This window comes from Amycolatopsis orientalis, from assembly GCF_000943515.2.
Classification (GTDB): Bacteria; Actinomycetota; Actinomycetes; order Mycobacteriales; family Pseudonocardiaceae; genus Amycolatopsis; species Amycolatopsis orientalis.
Genome location: NZ_CP016174.1, coordinates 1,416,315 through 1,436,944, shown reverse-complemented (window position 1 = coordinate 1,436,944; position 20,630 = coordinate 1,416,315). Strand labels below are relative to the sequence as shown.

Sequence of the window (20,630 nt, the reverse complement as noted above, 5' to 3'; positions counted from 1 at the left end):
GTGTTTTCCGGCGGCGCGCGATCGCGAACGCGTAGCCAGGCCGCTCGTTGGGAAATCAAACTCAAGGCGCACGACAGCGGCGGCCTGCCTCCACGTTCGCGAGTCCTCCGGACGGGCCGCGCGCCGGCTTCGGTCGATTTGAGCGGTCCTCCGCATCGTCGCGCTCACATCCGGAAAACGCCGTAGTTGACATCGGACAAAGGCGCGTTGGCCGCCGCGGAGAGCGCGAGACCGAGCACCTTGCGGGTGTCCGCCGGGTCGATCACGCCGTCGTCCCACAGCCGCGCCGTCGAGTAGTACGGGCTGCCCTGCGCCTCGTACTGCTCGCGGATCGGATCCTTGAAAGCCTCTTCGTCCTCTGTGGACCATTCGCCGCCGCGGGCCTCGATGGCGTCGCGGCGGACCGTCGAGAGGACCGACGCCGCCTGCTCGCCACCCATCACCGAGATCCGCGCGTTCGGCCACATCCACAGGAACCGGGGCGAATACGCGCGGCCGCACATCGAATAGTTGCCCGCGCCGAACGAACCGCCGATGACGACGGTCAGCTTCGGCACCCGAGCGCAGGCCACCGCGGTGACCATTTTCGCGCCGTGCTTCGCGATGCCGCCTGCCTCATAGGCGCGGCCGACCATGAACCCGGTGATGTTCTGCAGGAACAGCAACGGGATCGAGCGTTTGTCGCACAGTTCGATGAAGTGCGCGCCCTTCATCGCGGACTCGGCGAACAGCACGCCGTTGTTCGCGACGATGCCGACGGGATGGCCGTGGATCCGGGCGAACCCGGTGACCAGCGTCGAGCCGTACTCCTTCTTGAACTCGCCGAACCGGCTGCCGTCGACGATCCGGGCGATCACCTCGCGGACGTCGTAGGGCACCCGCGGGTCGGTCGGGACGACGCCGTACAGCTCGTCCGGGTCGGCGGCAGGCGCCTCGGTCGGGAGGACGTCCCACGGGCGGGGCGTACGCGGTCCCAAAGTTGACACGATCGAGCGAACAATGCGGAGCGCGTCGGCGTCGTCGTCGGCCAGGTGGTCGGTGACGCCGGACTGACGCGAGTGCACGTCCCCGCCGCCGAGTTCCTCGGCCGTGACGACCTCGCCGGTCGCGGCCTTCACGAGCGGCGGGCCGCCCAGGAAGATCGTGCCCTGATTGCGCACGATGACCGCTTCGTCGCTCATCGCCGGGACGTACGCGCCGCCCGCGGTGCAGGAGCCGAGCACGGCGGCGATCTGCGGGATGCCGCGCGCGGACATGGTCGCCTGGTTGTAGAAGATCCGGCCGAAGTGTTCACGATCCGGGAAGACCTCGTCCTGCCTCGGCAGGAACGCGCCGCCGGAGTCCACCAGGTAGACGCACGGCAGGTTGTTGTGCAGCGCGACCTCTTGGGCGCGCAGGTGCTTCTTGACCGTCATCGGGTAGTACGTGCCGCCCTTGACCGTGGCGTCGTTCGCGACGATCACGCATTCGCGGCCGGAGACCCGCCCGATTCCGGTGATGATCCCGGCCGCGGGCGCTTCGTCGTCATACAGTCCGGTGGCGGCCAGCGGGGACAGCTCCAGGAACGGCGAACCCGGGTCGAGGAGGGTGTCGACCCGGTCGCGTGGCAGGAGTTTCCCCCGCTCGACGTGGCGGGCGCGGGACTTCTCCGTGCCCCCGAGCCGGGCCGCGGCGAGCCGCTTGCGCAGGTCCTCGACCAGCTCGGCGTGGGAGGTGACGCTGCGGGCGTACTCGTCGCTGCCCGGGTCGGCGGAAGTGCTCAGTACGGGTGTGTCCATGGCTCCTCGTCGCCAAGTTAGCCGTCGTTAACTTGCCTGCGTAGGTTAACGCCCACTAACCCACTCTGTCCACCAGGCGGGGGCTGAAGGACGCTTTACCCGCATGACATGCGACGAAGGGGCCCTTCACCGCGTGACATGCGGTGAAGGGCCCCTTCAGCCCTCGCTACGGAAAATCAGCCGATCGCGGAGACCAGCGTGTTGTAGTAGCCGCCGCGCTGCCCGGCGACGGTCGGGTGGTACGAGTTGACGATCGGCCAGGTGAGGCTGTGCAGGTAGTCGTCGGCCGACGAGCAGATGTTGTGCCCGGTGAAGGCACCGCGCACGTCGACGAACTTCGCGCCGTTCGCGGACGCGCGGGCCGAGAGCACCGACGCCAGCGCGTCGGAACCCGAGTTGATCGCCGTGCGCTTGGTGTCGCTCAGTCCGACCGAGCACGAACCCGGCACCGTGTAGAAGCGCGGGTACCCGAGGACGACCAGCTTCGCACTGGGCGCCTTCGACTTGATCTTGCTGTAGACGTTGTCCAGCAGGCCGGGAAGCGTGTTGTTCACGTAGGTCTTCGCGGTGTTGACCCGGTTGACGCAGGTCTGGTCACTGCCGGTGGTGCAGGTGGTCATGACGTCGGCGAAACCGGCGTCGTTGCCGCCGACCGAGACCGTCACCAGCGTGGCGCTGGAGGTGACGTTCGCGATCTGATTGAGGACGTCGCCGGTGCGCGCCCCCGAGCACGCGACGAACTTGAAGGTGGTCCCGGCATGGGCGTTGGCCCACAGCTGGGGATAGGCGTTGGCGCTGCGCATGCAGTCACCCGAGTTCCCGTAGCTGCCGGCACCGACGCCGGACGAGTACGAGTCGCCGAGCGCGACGTAGTCGGTGGCGGCTTGCGCGGTGCCGGCAAGACCGAAGGTGGCAAGGACGGCGACCCCCAGGGCCGCACCTAAACGAGTGAAGGAAAGAGCTTTGATCCGAGCAGGGACGGCCATGGTCACTCCTTCGTGACAAGTTAACGAGACACAGCATTACCAGGTGGTAGCCCCACGCAAAAGGGTCATTTCCCCAGGTAACCCGCTTGGCCCAGGCTGGAAGTACGGCCGCGTGTTAGCGCTCGCTAACACGCGGCCTTAATATGGCCAGATGCCGGCGAACCCCACCCCACTCGTGAACGGCGAGAAGGCGAACAGGCGTGAACAGATCATGGCCGCCGCCGCCGAACTCTTCGCCCACCACGGTTTCCACGGCGTCGGCATCGACGACATCGGCGCGGCCGTCGGCATCTCCGGGCCGGCGCTGTACCGGCATTTCCGCAGCAAGGACGCGATTCTCGGGGAGATGCTGAACTCCATCAGCCGCTATCTCCTCGACGGCGGGACGGCGAGGGCGAGCCAGCGGGACGAGCCGGGCGAGGTTCTCGAAGCATTGGTGAATTTTCATGTGGACTTCGCGCTCGCGCATCCCGCGTTGATCACCGTCCAGGAGCGCAACCTCGCCAACCTCACCGACGCCGACCGCAAGCAGGTCCGCGCCATGCAGCGGCAGTACGTCGAGGTGTGGGTGCGCGCGATCAGCGACGCCGTCCCCGGCATCGGCGAGCGGCAGGCGCGGTCGGCGGCGCACGCGGTCTTCGGGTTGATCAACTCGACGCCGTACAACCGCCATCTCGGTGACAGCGAACTCGCCGAAATGCTCTGCCGTCTCGCGCTCGGCGCCCTGCGCTCGGCCAAGTGACCCCGTCCGGGTTTCGGCCTGTCGCCACTTTTCCGTTCTCTGGTGTTTGATAGGCACGTGGAGCCGGACAGGAGCGAATACGAGCGGAGGCTCGTCGAGAAGGCGCAGCGTGCGCTCGTGGCGATCAGCCTCGGGGACGACGCCGAGGCGCTCGACGAGCTCACGCCGACCGCCGTCGAGCCGAAGGCCCGCTCCGAAGAGACCAAAGAACTCGTGATGATGCTGTTCGGCGAATGCAGCGCCATGGTGTCGACGCTGGGTGATGGAGGAAGTGCCCCGGTCAAGGTCCAGGTGTTCGACGAGGACGGCGAAGAGGTCTCCATCGACCAGGCCGACCCTCCCGTCCGGACGGCCGTGCGCACGCTGCTGGCCGAGGTGCACGGCAACAGCGAAGCCGCGCAGGAGCAGGTCGAGATCGCGCTCGCCAACGCCGCCCCGGACGAGGTCGACAGCCTGGTGCTGCAGGCCCTGCGCTGGACGATCCGGCTTTCGGTGGAATGCCTCGACCGGGATCTGCCGGTGGCGCCCTGGATCTCGGACGCCGTCGCCGACTAAGCCACGCCCTGAGCCTCGGGAGTGGTAATGACGGTTCTAACCAACCCTCACTTGGGTACCTACTCGTAGCCTGCGGCTTTGCTCGCGGTGAAGTACGTGATGGTCGAGTTTCCTCGGCTGAGCCGAGGGATGGGGGCCTTCACGCGCTACCGCTGTGACTGGTGGTGCCACTGAGCCTGTGGCGATGGTGCGAGCCGTCCGTGAAGGACTCCTTGAGGGACCCTTGAGTCCCTCAAGGAGTCCTTCACGGCCAGCCGCTAACGAACCTACCCCTGGCAGGTACCTAAAACACCCTTGGTTCTAACCGTCATTACCACTCACGAGCCCCTTCACCAAGTTCGCGATCTGCTCGGTCTCGATCAGGAACGAGTCGTGCCCGTAGGGCGAGCCGATGACGGCGAACTCGGCGCCCGCGACCCCGTCCGCGATCGCCCGCGAGTGGTAGAGCGGGTAGAGCCGGTCACTGTCGACCCCGGCCGCGATCGTGCGCGCGGTGACCCTGGCGAGCGCGGCCTCCACGCCGCCGCGTCCGCGGCCGACGTCGTGGGTGTTCATCGATTCGGTGAGCACCACGTAGCTGCCGGCGTCGAACCGGCGGGACAGCTTCCCGGCGTGATGGTCCAAATAGGACTCGACCGCGAACCGGCCGCCGTGCAGTGGATCCTCTTCCTCCTGGTATCGGCGGCCGAACCGTTGCGACAGTTCACCTTCACTGCGATAGGTGACGTGCGCGATCCGCCGCGCGATACCCAGCCCGGCGTGCGGGCCGCCGCCGGGGAGGTCGTGGTAGTCGCCGCCGTGCCAGCCCGGATCGGCGCGGATGGCGTGCAGTTGCGGTGCGGCCCAGGCGATCTGGTCGGCCGAAGCCTGCGCCGTCGAAGCGAGGACGAGCAGGGCCTCGACCCGGTCCGGGGTGCTCACCGCCCATTCCAGCGCGCGCATCCCGCCCATGGAACCGCCGAGCACCGCGGCCCACCGGCCGATACCCAGCGCGTCGGCGAGGACGACCTCGGCGGCCACCTGATCCCGGACGGTCACGGCGGGAAACCTGCTGCCCCAAGCCTTTCCGTCCGGATGCCGTGACGACGGGCCGGTCGAACCCTGACAGCCACCGAGGACGTTCGGGACCACCACGAAGAATTCGTCCGTGTCGATCGCCTTGCCCGGTCCGATCAGGCCGTCCCACCAGCCGGGGCTGACGTGGCCTTCCTCCGCCGGTCCGACCGCGTGGCTGTCCCCGGTCAGCGCGTGTTCGACGAGAATCGCGTTGGAGGCACGGGAATTCAGTGTTCCCCAAGTTTCATAGGCGAGAGTGAAACGCAGCTCCGGCCCGGTTTCGAGCACCTGGACGCCGGTGACGAACCGGCGCCGTCCAGGCGGATCTCCCTCCCGCCACGCACCGGTGACGGGAGGGAGATCGGGAGCCTGCGTCACAGAGCCGCCTTGGCCGCCCGGAATCCGGCCTCGAGGTCGGCCTTGAGGTCCTCGATCCCTTCGAGTCCGACGGCGAGCCGCACGAGCCCGGGCGTGACCCCGCTCGCCAGCTGCTCCTCCGGGGCGAGCTGGCTGTGCGTCGTCGAGGCCGGATGCACGATCAGGCTGCGGACATCGCCGATGTTGACCAGCTGACTGTGCAGTTCCGTACCGTCCACAAAGGCTCGTCCGGCGTCGGCACCGCCGCGCAGGTCGAAGGACAGGACAGCGCCCGCGCCCTTCGGCAGGTACTTCTTCGCCGCCTCGTGATACGGGCTCGACGGCAGTCCGGCGTAGTACACCTTCTCGACCTCGTCGCGCTGCTCCAGCCATTCGGCCAGCGCCTGCGCGTTGGACACGTGCCGCTCCAGGCGCAGTGACAGCGTCTCGATCCCTTGCAGGATCAGGAAACTGTTCAACGGCGCGATCGCGGCACCGGTGTCACGCAGGATCTGCACCCTGGCCTTGGCCGCGTACGCGCCGGGTCCGAGCGCCTCCCAGTACTTGAGGCCGTGGTAGCTCGGGTCGGCCTCGGTGAAACCGGGGAAACGCGCGGGATCCTTGCCGAAGTCGAAGGTTCCGCCGTCGACCAGCACGCCGGCGACCGTGGTGCCGTGGCCGCCGAGGTACTTGGTCGCCGAGTGGACCACGATGTCGGCGCCGTGCTCGATCGGGCGGACAAGGTACGGCGTCGGCACGGTGTTGTCCACCACCAGCGGGACGCCCGACTCGTGCGCGGCGTCGGCGACCGCGCGGATGTCCAGGACGTTGCTGCCCGGGTTGGCCAGCGTCTCGGCGAAGAACAGCTTGGTGTTGGGCCGGACAGCGGCCTTCCACTGCTCGATGTCGTCCTGGTCCTCGACGAACGAGACCTCGATACCGAGTTTCGGCAGTGTGTAATGGAAGAGGTTGTAGGTACCGCCGTAGAGCGACGGACTGGAGACGAAGTGGTCGCCCGCGTTCGCGAGGTTGAGGATGGCCGCCGTCGTCGCCGCGGACCCGGAGGCGAACGCCAGCGCCGCGACACCGCCTTCGAGCGCGGCGACGCGCTGCTCCAGGACGTCCTGCGTGGGGTTGTTGATCCGGGTGTAGATGTTGCCCGGCTCGGCGAGGCTGAACAGGTCGGCACCGTGCTGGGTATCGCGGAACACGTACGAGGTGGTCTGGTAGATCGGGGTGGCCCGCGCGCCGGTGGCGGTGTCCGGCGCCGCGCCCGCGTGGATCTGCTTGGTATCGAACGACCATCCGTCCGCGCTCATCGCGATTCTCCTAGCGGTTCAAGGGTTTCGGCTGTTGTGACCGAAGCTAGCTCCGCCGGACGGAGCACCCAAGCACTCTCAGGAGGTGGGATTCCGTTCCTGAAGGGCGAACCGGTTGCCCTCGGAGTCGACGAACATCGCCCACCAGCCCCAGGGCTGCTTTTCCGGACGGGCCGTGAACTCAACGCCTTTCGCCGAAAGCTCCTCGTACGTCTTTTCGAGGTCGTCGGCGTAGAAGAAGAAATTGGCCGTCGGCAGTTCGTCGCGGACCTCGAACCGCGCGCGGTCCTCCGGCGCGGTGCTCAGGATGAGCGTCGTCGCGCCATCCGCGGAACCGACTTCGACCCATCGGTTCCCTTTGTCGTCGTACGGCGCGTCGGTGGTGATCTCGAATCCGACGACCTCGGACCAGAACTTCTTCGCCCGCTCCTGATCGGTCACTCCGACGACGATCTTGTGCACGCCTTGAATCGCCACGTCCGGCTCCTTTGTATCCACCATGGATATAACGAGATCGGAGTGTATGCTGCTCGAATGGCCGACGGCAACCCGCAGCTCACCCCCGCGGCGTTCCAGACCCTGCTGGCGCTCGCGAACGGCAAGGGCGGCCGCGCGCACGGGTACGCGATCATGGGTTTCGTCGACGAGGTGAGCGGCGGCACCACCCAGCTCGGGCCGGGGACGCTGTACCGGACGCTGGCCCGGCTCGTCGCCGACGGCCTGGTCGAAGAGGCTCCTGACGCGAGCGAAGACCAGCCTCACGACTCACGCCGCCGCTATTACCGCCTGACCCGCGCGGGCCGCGACGTCGCCGCCCGCGAGGCGGAGTTCCTGAGCAGGCTCGTCGCCGTGGCAGGCCGGGCCGGGCTGCTGAAGCGGGCGGAGTCGGCGTGAACCGGGCGCTCGGCTTGGTGCCGCATCTGTTCGTCAAGGACGTCGACGTGTCGCTTTCCTTCTACAGCAAGGCGTTCGGCGCGGTGGAGCTGTTCCGCAACGTACTGCCGAACGGCGTCGTGCTGTTCGTGGAACTCGCCATCGGAGACGCACGGCTGATCTCCTCGGGCGCGCGGTGTTTCGCGGGGGCGCGGGTGGAGGCGCCGGTCGAGGAGATGTTCTTCCACTGGGCGCTGACGACCAAACGGGAGCAGTACACACCCGAGGACATCGACGCGAGGACCCCACCCGAGGTCTGACGTGTGCGGCGCTCCCACCTGCTGGACAATCGCCCCATGGTTTCCGTGCGGAGCGTGGTCGATCGGGTCGGTCCGACGCTGTTGTACGCCGTCGGAGTCCCCGAAGAGTCCCCCGCCGTCGGCGACGTCGTCATCGCCGAACCCGGCAACACGCTCGCCGCGGGTGACCTCGTACTCGGCGTCGCGATCACCGAGACCGCGGACGCGGCGGAACTCGTCAAGCTCAGCGCGTCGAAAGGCGCCGCCGCGGTGCTGCTGAAACCTCCGCTCGCGGCGAAACCGTCGGTGAAACGGGCGGCGAAAGCGGCGGACATCGCGTTGATCGAAGTACGCTCGGCGGCTTCGTGGGCTCAGCTCGTCTGGCTGCTCAGGACCGTCCTCGACGCGCTCGCCGACGAGTCCGACGCGCTGGAGGACGGCGGCGGTCCCGGTTCCGGCGACCTGTTCCGGCTCGCCGACGCGGTCGCTTCCGTCGTCGACGCGCCCGTCACCATCGAGGACACCAACTCACGGGTTCTCGCCTACTCGGCCCGGCAGGATCTGACCGACTCGGCGCGCGTGTCCACGATCATGGGCCGCCGCATCCCCGACGACGTACTCGCGCGGTTCCGCTCGCGAGGGGTGTTCCGCGAGCTTTCCCGTGGACGGCAAACGATCTTCGTGCCCGCGCAGCGCGACGGCACACTGCCGCGGCTCATCGTGCCGATCCGGATGGGCGGGGAGCTGCTGGGCTCGATGTGGGCGGTCGTCGCGGGCCCGGTCTCCGACGAACGCGCGGCCGCCTTCGCCGACGCGGCACCCGTCGTCGCGCTGCACCTGCTGCGCCGCCGCGCGCACACCGATTCGCAACGCCGGGTCTCGGCCGAACTCCTGCGCGCGGTGCTCGAAGGGAAGGCCAGCCCGCGCAAGGCGATCGCCGAACTCGACCTTTCCGAGGAGCCGCACCGCGTCGTCGTCATCGAGGTCTCCGGCGGCGACGGCCGCGACGACGAGGGGCTGCGGCTCGCCCTCCTCGAACGGATCTCGCAGGGCGTCGGCAGGCGGCCGGTGGCCACCGAACTCGGCGGCGTCCTCTACGCCGTCGTCCCGGACGGCGACGGCTGGGGCGAACTCCGGGCCGCGCTCGAAGCCCTGCCGTCGTCGAGGAGGGGCGGGACACCGCGGGCGGCCGCAGGCTCGGCCTGCGAGATCGGCGACCTCGCGACGTCGCGCGCCCAGGCCGACGAGGCGTTGGGCCTGCTCCGCGCCAAGCTCGTCCCCGGCCGCGTCGTCGCCTTCGACGAGGCGTGGACGGCCCTTTCGCTGCATCGCGGGGCGACGGCGGCGAGTACGGCGAAGGTCGCCGAACTGGGTCCGCTCGGTCTGCTGCGCGCGCACGACGAAGCCCACGACAGCGGCTACGTCGACACGCTCTACCAATGGCTCCGCTACCCCGGCGACCCCCGCGCGGCCGCGAAGGAACTCCGGATCCACCCCAACACCCTGCGATACCGCATGCGACGGCTGCTCGACCTCGTACCGCTGGATCTCGACGATCCCGACGTCCGGCTGGCGTTGCTCACCCAGCTCGTTTCCCTGCGGTGGAGTTGATTCCACTACAAACTGCTCGATAACGAACACTTTGTAGTTCGACAAAAGCGTGTGCAGACGTCAGGAAAGGGTCTTTCAGGACTTATATCGTCGTGAAAGACCCTTTCCTGACATCCGGCGGCTAGTGCGCGCTGGCGCGATATCCGTCCTCGATGGTCTGACGTACCGCGGCGAGCAGATCCGCGCCGGGGTAAAGCGGCAAAAGCACACCGGGTCCGCCGTCGACCCGGAGCGCGGCTTCGTAGCCGTGCCCGGGAGTTTCGACCAGGCCAACGATGACATCGGCCGGATTGCCTTCGGTGTCGACGGTGCGGACACGCCGCTCCCGCCGCCAGTCCTGATTTGTCATGCGCAACAGAATGGCAGCTTACCGGCCAGTAAGATCAACATCTTGACTCGATCGTGCTGCATTTACCGATCCGCAGGTTGCACGGCCGCGTCCACCCCCAGCGAACGCGGCCGTGCGTCAAACCCGATAACCGAGGTCGTCGGCGACGAATCGCTTCGGCACCATCCGGATCCAGACGGTCCCTTTCACCTCGGGATCATCGTGCAGGTAGGAACGGAATCGCGCATCCCATTTGACCTCGTCCGGCCCGAGGTACCGGCTCAGCAGCCGCCGTCCACGGGGGACGTCGAACGGCAGCACCTCCGCCTCGCCTCGCGCGAGCACCTGCCTCACCAGGCCGGTTCCGACGTCACAGACGTCGACCGTCAGCGCGATCGACGGCGACTCGCGGACGAGACCGGCCAGCCGCGCCCAGGGTCCGGTGAGGATCCAGAACGCCCGCTCCTCCCACAGATACCAGGTCGGGCGCACCGTCGGCCCGGCCGTGGCGACCCTCGCCGTCAGCGGACCGGCGAGGAATTCGTCGACGTCGAACATCAGATCTCGAGCAACGTCTTGCCGACCGTGCCCCGCGACTGCATCGCCGCATGCGCGTCCGCCGCCCGTTCGAGCGGGAACCGTTGGCCGATCACGGGTTCCAGCCGTCCCGCGGCGGCTTCGGCGAGGGCGGACTCGGTGAAGGCCCGCATCTCCGACGGCCCGCCGAGCCCGCGGATCACGGTGACGCCGCGCGCGGCGGCGTCCTCTTCGGACACTTCGGTCCACGATCCGCTGGACAGTCCGTGGATCAGCATCCGTCCGCCGGGCTTCACCAGCCCGAACGCGGCCGTCCCGACCTCACCCCCGACCCCGTCGAACACGACGTCGACCTCGCCCGCCTTCGCCGCCCAGTCCGGCTCCCGGTAGTCGATCGCCAGATCGGCTCCGCGTTCGCGGACGTGCTCGACCTTCGCCGGACCGCCCGCCGCGCCGACGACCTCCGCACCCGCCGCCTTGGCGAGCTGGACGACCAGCCCGCCGACACCCCCGGCCGCGGCCTCGACCAGCACGCGCTCCCCCGGCTGGATCCGCGCGGCGGTCACGAGCGCCGTCGCCGTGCGGCCGTCGGCGAGGATCGCCACCGCCGCGTCCAGCGCCAGGCCGTCCGGAACCTCGAAGACGGACTCGGCGGCGACGGCGACGCGCTGCGCGTATCCCCCGGAGCCTCCGGTCGACGTCACGACGCGTTTGCCGACCAGCGCGAGGTCGGCCCCCTCGCCGACGGCGCTGATCACGCCGCCGACGCCGTTGCCGGGGATCATCGGCGGCTCGGCGCGGAACGGCCCGCCACCACCGGCCCGGAACTGCGTCTCGACGAACGTGATGTTGGCGTATGCCACCTCGATCAGCACCTCGCCCGCTGCGGGCACCGGATCGGGGGCATCGCCCGCGACGAGCACTTCGGGCCCGCCGAACTCTTTCAACCACACGGCTCTCATATGACCCAAGGTGCAAGCTCCAGCTGACTAGAGGTCAAGCGACTGTGCCAGGAGAACCACGATCAGGTCTTGAGATTGTCACTCGCGCACGATGACACCGCCGTCCGGGTGCATCACCGTGAGTGGCAGCACCCTCTAGTTAACCCGCCGCAGGAGGCATCCAGTGCGTATCGCCGTCCCCCGTGAAATCAAGAGGCACGAATACCGGGTGGCGCTCACCCCGGCGGGCGTGCACGAACTGACCGGGCGCGGCCACGACGTCTTCGTCGAGACCGGCGCCGGCCTCGGGTCGTCCATCACCGACGAGGAGTACGTCGCCGCGGGCGCGAAGGTCCTCGCCACGGCGGAGGAGACCTGGTCCGAGGGCGAACTCGTGCTCAAGGTCAAGGAGCCGATCGCCGAGGAGTACCCGCGGCTGCGCGGTGACCAGGTGCTGTTCACCTACCTGCACATCGCCGCCGACCGGCCGCTGACCGACGCGCTGCTGGCCGCGGGCACCACCGCGATCGCGTACGAGACGGTGCAGACCCCGAACCGCGCGCTGCCGCTGCTCGCGCCGATGTCCGAGGTCGCCGGGCGGCTGGCGCCACAGGTGGGCGCGTTCTCCCTGATGAAGCCGAGCGGTGGCCGCGGCGTGCTGCCCGGCGGTATCCCCGGCGTCCACCCGGCGCGCGTGGTCGTGATCGGTGGCGGTGTCGCCGGTCTCAACGCGGCACGGGTCGCGCTCGGCCTCGGCTCGGACGTCGAGATCCTCGACACCAACGTCGACCGTCTCCGCCAGATCGACAACGACTTCGGCGGCCGCATCCGCACGGTGACCTCGAACGCGCTGTCGGTCGAGCAGGCCGTCCTGGAGGCCGACATGGTCATCGGCGCGGTGCTCGTGCCGGGCGCGAAGGCGCCGAAGCTCGTCTCTAACGAGCTCGTTTCGCGGATGCGTCCCGGCAGCGTGCTGGTGGACATCGCCATCGACCAGGGCGGCTGCTTCGCCGACTCGCGGCCGACCACGCACGACGAGCCGACCTACAAGGTCCACGAGTCGGTGTTCTACTGCGTCGCGAACATGCCGGGCGCTGTCCCGCGTACGTCGACCTACGGGCTGACCAACGTGACGCTGCCGTACGCCGTCCAGCTGGCGGAGCACGGCTGGAAGAAGGCGCTGCAGGCCGACGCTTCGCTGGCGAAGGGCCTCAACACGCACGCGGGCGCCCTGACCAACGCCCCGGTCGCGGCCGCGCACGATCTGCCCGCCACGGACCTGGCCACCGTCCTGGCCTGATCCCCACCCAAGCCACACTCCCACGCGAGGGGCCTTTGCCACCCCAGTGCAAAGGTCCCTCGCTCCTTTTCTCGTGAGTGGTAATGACGGTTAGAACCGTCATTACCACTCACGAGACCCAGCACCCACGAGCCCTATACGCACTCCGGGCCCACCACTCACTGGCCAGGGCGCTGTGCGCCCGACGCCACCCACTTCCCACCGGCAAGGGCGCCCCGCGCTCGAAGCCACCCACCCGCCAACCGGCGGCGGACGCACCGTCGGGGCTCCGGGGGCTCGGCCCCCGGGAGATACGACGAAGCCCCACCTTTGGGAAGGTGCGCAAGCACCGACCAAGGTGGGGCAAAGGGGCTGAGGGCGGCCCGCTCAACCAGCCTGGGGGTCACTGGGAGCGGGCCGCCTCCTACATCGTAGGTAATAAGTCGCCGCCGCGCTGCATGGGGTTGCCATGTCGTTCGAATTATTTCTTCACAGATTGCCTCGACAGTCGGTGAACTTTCCCTCTCCACGACCTAAAACCGGTAGTCAGCGGCCGTTCGGCCCAGTGACGGCTGCGCTGGGGGACGGAGTCGTCACGGCATCGAACGTGATGAAGGTCGCTTTCGGCGGATTGACCCCTTCCGCGGGTGCGGACTCACCGCGTACGGCAGGATGTCGCGTGATCGGCCTTCGTCAACAAAAGGGGACGGTATGCACGACGGCAGCGGCCGCATCGCGGTGCAGAATCTGAGCAAGCAGTTCGGTGCGGTCAACGCGGTCCAGAATCTGAGCTTCACGGTGGAGCCCGGTTCGGTGACCGGCTTCCTGGGGCCCAACGGGGCCGGGAAGACCACGACGCTCCGGATGCTGCTCGGGCTGGTGACGCCCACGAACGGCACGGCGACCATCAACGGGCGCCCGCACGACCAGCTGGGTAATCCGGCCAGGGTCGTCGGCTCGGTGCTGGAGAACGAGGGCTTCCACCCTGGACGCACCGCGCGGAATCACCTGCGCGTGTACTCCGCGGCGATCGGGATGCCGGATCAGCGGGTGGACGAGGTCCTGGGCCTGGTCGGCCTGTCGTCGGCGGCGGACCGCAAGGCGGGCGGGTTCTCGCTCGGTATGCGGCAGCGGCTGGCGCTGGCGACGGCGTTGCTGGGGAATCCGCAGGTGCTGGTGCTGGACGAGCCCACGAACGGTCTCGACCCCGAAGGCATCCTGTGGCTTCGAAACTTCCTTCGCGCCTACGCGCGTGAAGGGCGCACGGTGCTGGTCTCGAGCCACCTGCTGAACGAGGTGGAGCAGACGATCGACCAGGTCGTGATCATCAGCCAGGGCATGACGCGCTACAACGGCTCGCTGGACCAGTTGCGCAAGAGCAACCAGTCCCGCGTGCTGGTGCAGTCCGCCGACGCGAGCGGGCTGGTCGCGGCGATGCAGGAAGCGGGCATCACGCAGGTCTCGCCGATGCCGGACGGGCGCGTCGCGGTCTCCGGTGCGACGGTGCAGCAGATCGGTGACATCTCCGCCAAGGCGAGCATCGCCGTCTACGGCATGCAGGAGGAGACCGCGGATCTGGAGCGCATGTTCTTCCAGCTGACCCAAGGGCAGTACGCCGCGCCTCAGCCCGGCATGCAGGGCCCGCCGCCGGGCTACCAGGGTCCGCCCCCGGGTTACCAGGGCCCGCCGCCCGGTTACCAGGGTCCGCCCCCGGGTTATGCCCCGCAGAACACCCCGCCGCCCGGGTTCGCGCCGCCGAACACGCCGCCGCCCGGATTCGCGCCGCCGCAGCAACAGCACCAGCAGCAGTTCCAGCAGGGCCAGCAGCCCCAGCAACAGCAGTACCAGCAGGCGCCCCCTCAGCAGGCGCAGCAGCAGGGTCAGAACGAGGGCTGGGGAGGCCAGGGCTGATGGGCAACCTGATCAAGGCGGAGTTCCGCAAGACGCTCACGCTCAAGGCGTGGTGGGCGCTGATGATCCCCGCGGTGGTCTTCGCGTTCGCGTTCGCCCTGTTCTGGGGCATGGTCACCAACGACTTCAGCGACTTCCTCGGCCGCTCCGACACCCGTGAGCTGACCGAAGCGCTCGGGATCTCGACCGGCGAACTGCCCGTCGGGCTGCTCGCGCTCGGGCACGGCATCAACATCGGCACGATGATCCCGATCATTTTCGGGGTCTTCGCGCTCGCCGGTGAGTACACGAAGAAGACGATCACCACGACGTTCCTCACCGCCCCGAACCGGGTTTCGGCGCTGAGCGCGAAGATGATCACCTACGTGGCCTGGGGCGCGATCTACGGCGTCATCATCGTGGCCGCGGCGAGCCTCGGGACCGTGATCACGGTCGACAGCGAGCGTCTCCCGACCGCGGGTCAGTGGCTGGGCGTGCTCGGCGCGGGCGTGCTCGCGACGATCCTGGCGACCCTGTTCGGTATCGGCGTCGGCGCCGTGTGGCGCAGTGTCATCGGGAGCATCATCACGCTGACGATCTGGATGCTCGTCGTCGAGAACGTCCTGGTGTTCGTCTCGTTCGGCGCGTGGGACATCACGTGGCTCGGCGGGGTCCTGCCGAACGGCACGGTCAACGGCATCGTGGGCGCCATCGGCGCGGAAGCCTTCGGCGCCGCCGGCGTGAAGGTGCCGGGTCTGCAGGACGAGACGGCGTGGGCGCTGCAGTACGCGGCGGGCGCCCCCGGCGCGTTCTCGTGGTGGGCGTCCGCGCTCATCTTCTTCGGCTGGACGATGATCTTCTTCCTGGCAGGCTGGGCCGTGAACCAGAAGAAGGACATCACGTAAGTCGCGGCCACACGCGCCATGAAAGGTCCTTTCCTTGCAAATTTTGCAAGGAAAGGACCTTTCATGGCGTTCGGCCCTGCGCGAACCGGACGATCTTGTCGGTACCGCCGCCTAGGCTGACGGGGTGACCACTGCTCCACCTCGCCCGCGTCAAGCCAGCCCGGCACGTGAGACGGCCCCGGTACCCACCGGAGGCTGGATCCGGCGGCTGGCTGCTTCGTGCTGGAAACACCCGTGGCTGGTCGTGTTGTCGCTGGGCGCGGCGATCATCGGCGTCGGCCTCCAGGCCGCCGGTCCCCTGCTGATCCGCGAAGCGCTCGATGACGCCGTCGCGGGCGAGACCTCCCGCCTCGGCCTGCTCGCCGCCGTGATGGCGGTGGTGCAGGTGCTGACCTTCGGCAACGCCTTCGCCCGGCGGTACGTCGGCGGACGGCTGGCCCTCGACGTCCAGCACGATCTGCGCCGCCAGGTGTTCAACGCGGTCTCCCGGCTCGACGGCGGCAAGCAGGACGCGCTGCGCACCGGTCAGGTCGCCTCGCGCGCGATTTCGGATCTGCAGCTGGTCACCTCGGTCTTGATGCAGGTGCCGCTGTCGGCGGGGTCGGTGATCTTCGCGCTGCTGTCGCTGGGCGCGATGCTGTGGATGTCCCCGACGCTGACCCTGATCGCGATGGTGGTCGCTCCCGCGATCGCGATCATCATGGCGGTGAGCCGGAAGCGGCTGTTCCCGGCGACGTGGGCGGCGCAGCAACGCGCGGCCGATGTCGCGCAGCAGGTCGAGGAGACCGTCACCGGCGTACGCGTCGTGAAGGGCTTCGGTCAGGAAGCGCGCGAAGTCGCGAAGCTGGAGAACACGGCGAAGAAGCTCTTCGCCGAACGCATGCGCGCGGCTCGGCTGTCCTCCCTGCCGACGGCCACGACGGCCGCGCTGCCCGCGGCGGGTCAGGTCGCGGTACTGGCGGTCGGCGGCGTACTCGCGCTGAAGGGCGAGGTCAGCCTCGGCACCTTCCTGGCGTTCGCGACCTACCTCTCCATCCTGATCGGCCCGGCCAGGATGATCTCCAGCCTCGTCGTCCAGGCCCAGCTGACCAGGGCCGGAGCGGAACGGGTCAACGAACTGATCGACGCGCAGCCGGACGTCGTCGACAGCCCGGACGCACGGCCCTTGCCCGACGGCCCGCTCGGCGTCCGGCTGGAGGATGTCTCCTTCGGCTACACGCGGTCGGATCCCGTGCTCGACGGCCTTACGCTGGAAGCCCGGCCGGGCGAGACGCTGGCGCTGGTCGGCACCGCCGGTTCGGGCAAGTCGACGATCTCCCTGCTGCTGCCCCGGTTCTACGACGTGCACAGCGGTTCGGTCCAGGTCGGCGACCTCGACGTCCGCGACGTTCGCCAACACGACCTGCGCAGCGCCATCGGCGTGGTCTTCGAGGAGGCGTTCCTGTTCTCCTCGTCCGTGCGCGACAACATCGCCTACGGCAGGCCGGACGCGAGCGACGAAGAGATCCGGGCGGCCGCGCGGGCGGCGGAAGCGGACGAGTTCATCCAGCGGCTCCCCGACGGCTACGACACCCTCGTCGGCGAGCGCGGCCTGACGTTGTCCGGCGGTCAGCGGCAGCGGCTCGGCCTGGCTCGGGCGCTGATGACCGATCCGCGCGTGCTGGTCCTCGACGACGCGACCTCGGCCATCGACACGGTCACCGAAGCGGCGATCTACGACACGCTGCGGTCGGTCACCCAGAGCCGGACGACCCTGCTGATCGCGCACCGCCGGTCCACCCTCGCCCTCGCCGACCGGATCGCCGTCCTGGACAAGGGCCGCGTCGTCGACGTCGGCACGGAGGAGGAGCTGCTGGCGCGGTGCCCGCTGTTCCGCGAACTCGTCGCGGGCCCGGGCGACGACGTCGAGGAACCGCATCGCTGCGAGGGTCTCGACTGCGGCCCCGCCGGGATCACCCCCGCCCTCTGGCCGCGCCAGGAAGACGCGGATGAGCTGGCAGGGGAGCGGCGGAAGGGCTCCGGCGGTGAATGGGACGTCGACCTGCCGCCGAGCGGCGAGCTTCTCGAAGGCGTCCGGAAGCTGCCGCCCGCCACGGACACCCCGCGGTTGCCGGGCACGGACGTCACCGCACCCGAGCCGAAGTTCCGCCTCGCCCGCCTGCTGAAACCGGTGCGCGGCCCGCTCGCCGTGGTGATCGGGCTGGTCGCCGCCGACGCGCTGGCCACCATCGCGATGCCCGCGCTGTACCAGCACGGCATCGACAACGGCGTGCGCGCCGGCGCGGAGGCGGTGATCTGGCTGGCCGCCGGCATCGGCGCGCTGGTGATCCTCGCGGACTGGCTGGTGGTCTACCTCCAGACCAAGATGACGGCGCGGGTCGGCGAGACGGTGCTGTATTCGCTGCGGGTACGCAGTTATGCCCATCTACAACGGCTCGGGCTCGACTTCTACGAACGCGAGCTGTCCGGGAAGATCATGACCCGGATGACGACCGACGTCGACGCGCTCTCGACGTTCCTCCAGACCGGTGTCGCACAGGCCGTGGTCAGCGCGCTGACCCTGGTCGGCATCGCGGCGGCGCTGATGATCACCGACATCGGGCTCGCGGCGTACGCGCTCGCGGTGCTCCCGATCCTCATCGTGGCGACGGTGATCTTCCGGCGCGCTTCCTCGAAGGCGTACACCGAAGCCCGGGAACGCGTCAGCGTGGTCAACGCGGACATGCAGGAGAACGTGAGCGGGCTGCGGGTCGCGCAGGCGTACACACGCGAGGAGCGGACGGCGGAGAAGTTCGCTTCCCGCAGTGACGAGTACCGGCGTTCCCGGCTGCGCGCGCAGCGCTATGTCGCGACGTATTTCCCTTTCGCGGCAATGCTTTCTGGACTGGCCGAGGTCGTGGTGCTGATCGTCGGCGCGAACCGGGTCGCGGCGGGCACCCTGTCGGCCGGTGTGCTGGTGGCGTTCCTGCTGTACCTGGGCCAGTTCTTCTCGCCGATCCAGCAGCTGTCTTCGGTTTTCGACGGCTATCAGCAGGCGCGGGTCGGCCTGACGCGCATCGGGGATCTGTTGCGCACGCCGACTTCCGTCCCCGAAGCGGAAAACCCGGTCGCGGTCCCGGAGCGACTGCGGGGCGAGGTCTCCTTCAAGGACGTCGACTTCGCGTACACCGCGACGGACGAGCCCGCCTTGACCGGGCTTTCGCTGGAGGTTTCGGCCGGGGAGACGGTCGCCTTGGTCGGGGCGACGGGCGCCGGGAAGTCGACGGCGGTGAAGCTCGTCGCGCGGTTCTATGACGCGACGGGCGGCGTGGTCCGGATCGACGGGACCGACATCCGCGAGTACGACCTGGCCGCGCTGCGCGCGCGGATGGGCGTGGTGCCACAGGAAGCGCATCTGTTCTCGGGGACCGTCGCGGACAACGTGCGCTACGGCAGGCCCACCGCGACGGACGCGGAGGTCGAGGAGGCGGTCCGGTCGGTCGGCGCGCTCGACGGGGTCGCCGCCCTCCCGGCCGGTTTCCACCAGCCCGTCGGTGAGCGCGGACGGTCGCTTTCGGCCGGACAGCGGCAACTCGTCGCCCTCGCCCGCGCCGAACTCGTGGACCCGGACGTCCTCCTGCTCGACGAGGCGACCGCGGCCCTCGACCCGTCCACCGAAGCCGCCGTCCTGCGTGCCACGGAACAACTCGCGCGCCGCCGCACGACGTTCGTCGTCGCGCACCGCCTCGCCACCGCCGCCAAGGCCGACCGGATCGTGGTCCTGGACCACGGCCGGATCATCGAACAGGGCACGCACGCCGAACTCCTGGCCGCGGACGGTCACTACGCGCGCCTATGGTCCCTGGGCTGACAACGATGCTCCGCGTTTAGTCCTCTGAATGCGGGGCATCGCCCGGCGGGCAAGGGAATTTCGGTCGCGCGCGAACACCCACGCGTGTCAGCATCACGGCAAATGAACGACGAGATCCCGGCGCGGCAGATCCGCGCCGTCCACACCGAAACCACGATCCGTGTCTACCAAGCGTATTCACCGGCCATCGCCGACGCCGCCCTCGAAGCGGGCACGTTCGCGCCGCCGTTCAAACGCGAACGGATGACCTGGATCAAGCCGTCCTTCCTGTGGATGGCGTACCGCTGCGGCTGGGCGGCCAAGCCCGGCCAGGAGCGCGTACTCGCCCTCGACATCACTCGCGAGGGTTTCGCCTGGGCGCTCGACCACGCGGCGCTCAGCCACTACGACCCGGACGTCCATCCCGACCGGGAGACGTGGCGCCGCCAGGTCAAGACCAGCCCGGTCCGCGTCCAGTGGGACCCGGAACGCGGCATCCGGCTCGGTCCGCTGAAGCACCGCTCGCTCCAGATGGGGCTGAGCGGCGAAGCCGTCGATCGCTATGTCGACAAATGGATCGCCGCGGTCACCGACGTCACCGCGACCATGCGCGACATCGGCGCGCTCGTCGCCGCGAACCGCATCGACGAGGCCGAAGCGCTGCTGCCCGCGGAGCATCCTTACCCCCGCGTTTAGTCCTCTGAACGCAGAGGGCTCAGGACCGCCAGGCGAGGCCGCTCATCCCGGCGACCTCCAGGTCCCGCTCCGACGCCCACCGGAAGGTCCCCGGCCGGACGTGGACCCCGGCCGCCACCGCCCAGTCCGGCTCGTCGGGCTCGACGTGCTCCATCTCCTTGAAGTCGGAGAGCGTCGGCCACACCGCGCAGCACGAGTCGCACATCAGCACGACCTTGCCGGATTCGGTGACCAACGGGCGCACGCGCCCCTCGTCCCAGAACGACGGACACTCGTCCAGCCACATCGGCTGCCACCACCTCGCGGGCGACCGGCGACCGGCACGACACCGGCCGCATCCTCCAGCCAGCAAAGCCCGCCGACGTGAACTCCAGGCTGTCCTGGCACGACCACTTCGCCAAGCTTACCCGACAAAACAGTGACCTGACCTGCACAGACACCGACAGCGACAGCAAAGGTCCCCCGCTCCCCCGAGTGGCCGCGACCCCTTCACCCGCGTGGCCTGTTTTCGATCTCTTGATCGAGTCAGTGACCCATCACCTAGTGCGCCACGCCTCACACAGGCCAGTTCCATCACACGGCCGCCACCGAGGGGGTTAGCCTGGTAGGCGCATCAGCGGTGTTCAAGATCTCGAGACGGATAGAGGCG

The 20,630-nt window shown here is 68.9% G+C and carries 19 protein-coding genes; 10 read left to right on the top strand and 9 right to left on the bottom strand.

Annotated features, from left to right (window positions below):
* Positions 1–164: 164 nt before the first annotated feature.
* Positions 165–1,778: a carboxyl transferase domain-containing protein gene (locus SD37_RS06935; protein ID WP_044852346.1), complete on the bottom strand. Its 1,614-nt coding sequence runs from the start codon at positions 1,776–1,778 to the stop codon at positions 165–167.
* Positions 1,779–1,954: 176 nt separating this feature from the next.
* A complete protein-coding gene (locus SD37_RS06930; protein ID WP_044852345.1) occupies positions 1,955–2,764 on the bottom strand; it encodes an SGNH/GDSL hydrolase family protein in 810 nt (269 codons plus the stop codon).
* Between the two features lie 151 nt (positions 2,765–2,915).
* Here SD37_RS06930 and SD37_RS06925 point away from each other — a divergent pair, with 151 nt between their 5' ends.
* Complete coding sequence (locus SD37_RS06925) at positions 2,916–3,506, top strand: SACE_7040 family transcriptional regulator (RefSeq protein WP_044852344.1); 591 nt, start codon at positions 2,916–2,918, stop codon at positions 3,504–3,506.
* Between the two features lie 57 nt (positions 3,507–3,563).
* Positions 3,564–4,061, top strand: a complete 498-nt coding sequence (locus SD37_RS06920; RefSeq protein WP_037306679.1) for a hypothetical protein — start codon at positions 3,564–3,566, stop codon at positions 4,059–4,061.
* 300 nt (positions 4,062–4,361) lie between these two features.
* Here the strand turns inward: SD37_RS06920 and metX are convergent, their stop codons facing one another.
* The 3 genes from metX to SD37_RS06905 all read right to left on the bottom strand — a co-directional run bounded on the left by metX (position 4,362) and on the right by SD37_RS06905 (position 7,270).
* Positions 4,362–5,495, bottom strand: coding sequence for a homoserine O-acetyltransferase MetX (gene metX, locus SD37_RS06915; RefSeq protein WP_044852343.1), 1,134 nt, complete (start codon positions 5,493–5,495; stop codon positions 4,362–4,364).
* On the bottom strand, positions 5,492–6,793 hold the full coding sequence (locus SD37_RS06910) for a bifunctional o-acetylhomoserine/o-acetylserine sulfhydrylase (RefSeq protein ID WP_044852342.1): 1,302 nt from the start codon (positions 6,791–6,793) through the stop codon (positions 5,492–5,494). Before SD37_RS06910 ends, metX begins: the two co-directional genes overlap by 4 nt.
* Before the next feature lie 78 nt (positions 6,794–6,871).
* Positions 6,872–7,270: a glyoxalase superfamily protein gene (locus tag SD37_RS06905; RefSeq protein WP_044852341.1), complete on the bottom strand. Its 399-nt coding sequence runs from the start codon at positions 7,268–7,270 to the stop codon at positions 6,872–6,874.
* Positions 7,271–7,327: 57 nt separating this feature from the next.
* On the opposite strand from SD37_RS06905, the gene SD37_RS06900 reads away from it, so the two are divergent.
* The 3 genes from SD37_RS06900 to SD37_RS06890 are packed head-to-tail and all read left to right on the top strand — an operon-like array spanning position 7,328 to position 9,576.
* Positions 7,328–7,687: a PadR family transcriptional regulator gene (locus tag SD37_RS06900; RefSeq protein ID WP_044852340.1), complete on the top strand. Its 360-nt coding sequence runs from the start codon at positions 7,328–7,330 to the stop codon at positions 7,685–7,687.
* Positions 7,684–7,986, top strand: coding sequence for a VOC family protein (locus SD37_RS06895; protein ID WP_044852339.1), 303 nt, complete (start codon positions 7,684–7,686; stop codon positions 7,984–7,986). Before SD37_RS06900 ends, SD37_RS06895 begins: the two co-directional genes overlap by 4 nt.
* Positions 7,987–8,022: 36 nt before the next feature.
* Positions 8,023–9,576, top strand: coding sequence for a PucR family transcriptional regulator (locus SD37_RS06890; protein ID WP_044852338.1), 1,554 nt, complete (start codon positions 8,023–8,025; stop codon positions 9,574–9,576).
* 121 nt (positions 9,577–9,697) lie between these two features.
* On the opposite strand, the gene SD37_RS06885 is transcribed toward SD37_RS06890, so the two are convergent.
* The 3 genes from SD37_RS06885 to SD37_RS06875 form a co-directional block, all read right to left on the bottom strand.
* Complete coding sequence (locus SD37_RS06885) at positions 9,698–9,925, bottom strand: hypothetical protein (RefSeq protein ID WP_007033850.1); 228 nt, start codon at positions 9,923–9,925, stop codon at positions 9,698–9,700.
* A 117-nt stretch (positions 9,926–10,042) separates the two neighbouring features.
* Complete coding sequence (locus SD37_RS06880; protein ID WP_044852337.1) at positions 10,043–10,462, bottom strand: pyridoxamine 5'-phosphate oxidase family protein; 420 nt, start codon at positions 10,460–10,462, stop codon at positions 10,043–10,045.
* On the bottom strand, positions 10,462–11,403 hold the full coding sequence (locus tag SD37_RS06875) for a zinc-binding dehydrogenase (RefSeq protein WP_044852336.1): 942 nt from the start codon (positions 11,401–11,403) through the stop codon (positions 10,462–10,464). Before SD37_RS06875 ends, SD37_RS06880 begins: the two co-directional genes overlap by 1 nt.
* A gap of 163 nt (positions 11,404–11,566) precedes the next feature.
* On the opposite strand from SD37_RS06875, the gene ald reads away from it, so the two are divergent.
* The 5 genes from ald to SD37_RS06850 all read left to right on the top strand — a co-directional run bounded on the left by ald (position 11,567) and on the right by SD37_RS06850 (position 19,981).
* A complete protein-coding gene (gene ald, locus SD37_RS06870) occupies positions 11,567–12,682 on the top strand; it encodes an alanine dehydrogenase (RefSeq protein WP_044852335.1) in 1,116 nt (371 codons plus the stop codon).
* A gap of 690 nt (positions 12,683–13,372) precedes the next feature.
* Positions 13,373–14,572, top strand: coding sequence for an ABC transporter ATP-binding protein (locus tag SD37_RS06865; RefSeq protein WP_044852334.1), 1,200 nt, complete (start codon positions 13,373–13,375; stop codon positions 14,570–14,572).
* Positions 14,572–15,456 (top strand): ABC-2 transporter permease, encoded by an 885-nt coding sequence (locus tag SD37_RS06860; RefSeq protein ID WP_037306660.1) that lies wholly within the window; start codon positions 14,572–14,574, stop codon positions 15,454–15,456. The genes SD37_RS06865 and SD37_RS06860 overlap by 1 nt, the downstream gene beginning before the upstream one ends.
* 124 nt (positions 15,457–15,580) lie before the next feature.
* Positions 15,581–19,306 (top strand): ABC transporter ATP-binding protein, encoded by a 3,726-nt coding sequence (locus SD37_RS06855; RefSeq protein WP_145926539.1) that lies wholly within the window; start codon positions 15,581–15,583, stop codon positions 19,304–19,306.
* Between the two features lie 102 nt (positions 19,307–19,408).
* Complete coding sequence (locus SD37_RS06850) at positions 19,409–19,981, top strand: DUF4291 domain-containing protein (protein ID WP_044852332.1); 573 nt, start codon at positions 19,409–19,411, stop codon at positions 19,979–19,981.
* Positions 19,982–20,000: 19 nt separating this feature from the next.
* On the opposite strand, the gene SD37_RS06845 is transcribed toward SD37_RS06850, so the two are convergent.
* Positions 20,001–20,267 carry a hypothetical protein gene (locus SD37_RS06845; RefSeq protein WP_044852331.1) on the bottom strand — a complete coding sequence of 89 codons (267 nt, stop codon included), beginning with the start codon at positions 20,265–20,267 and terminating at the stop codon, positions 20,001–20,003.
* Positions 20,268–20,630 lie beyond the last annotated feature (363 nt).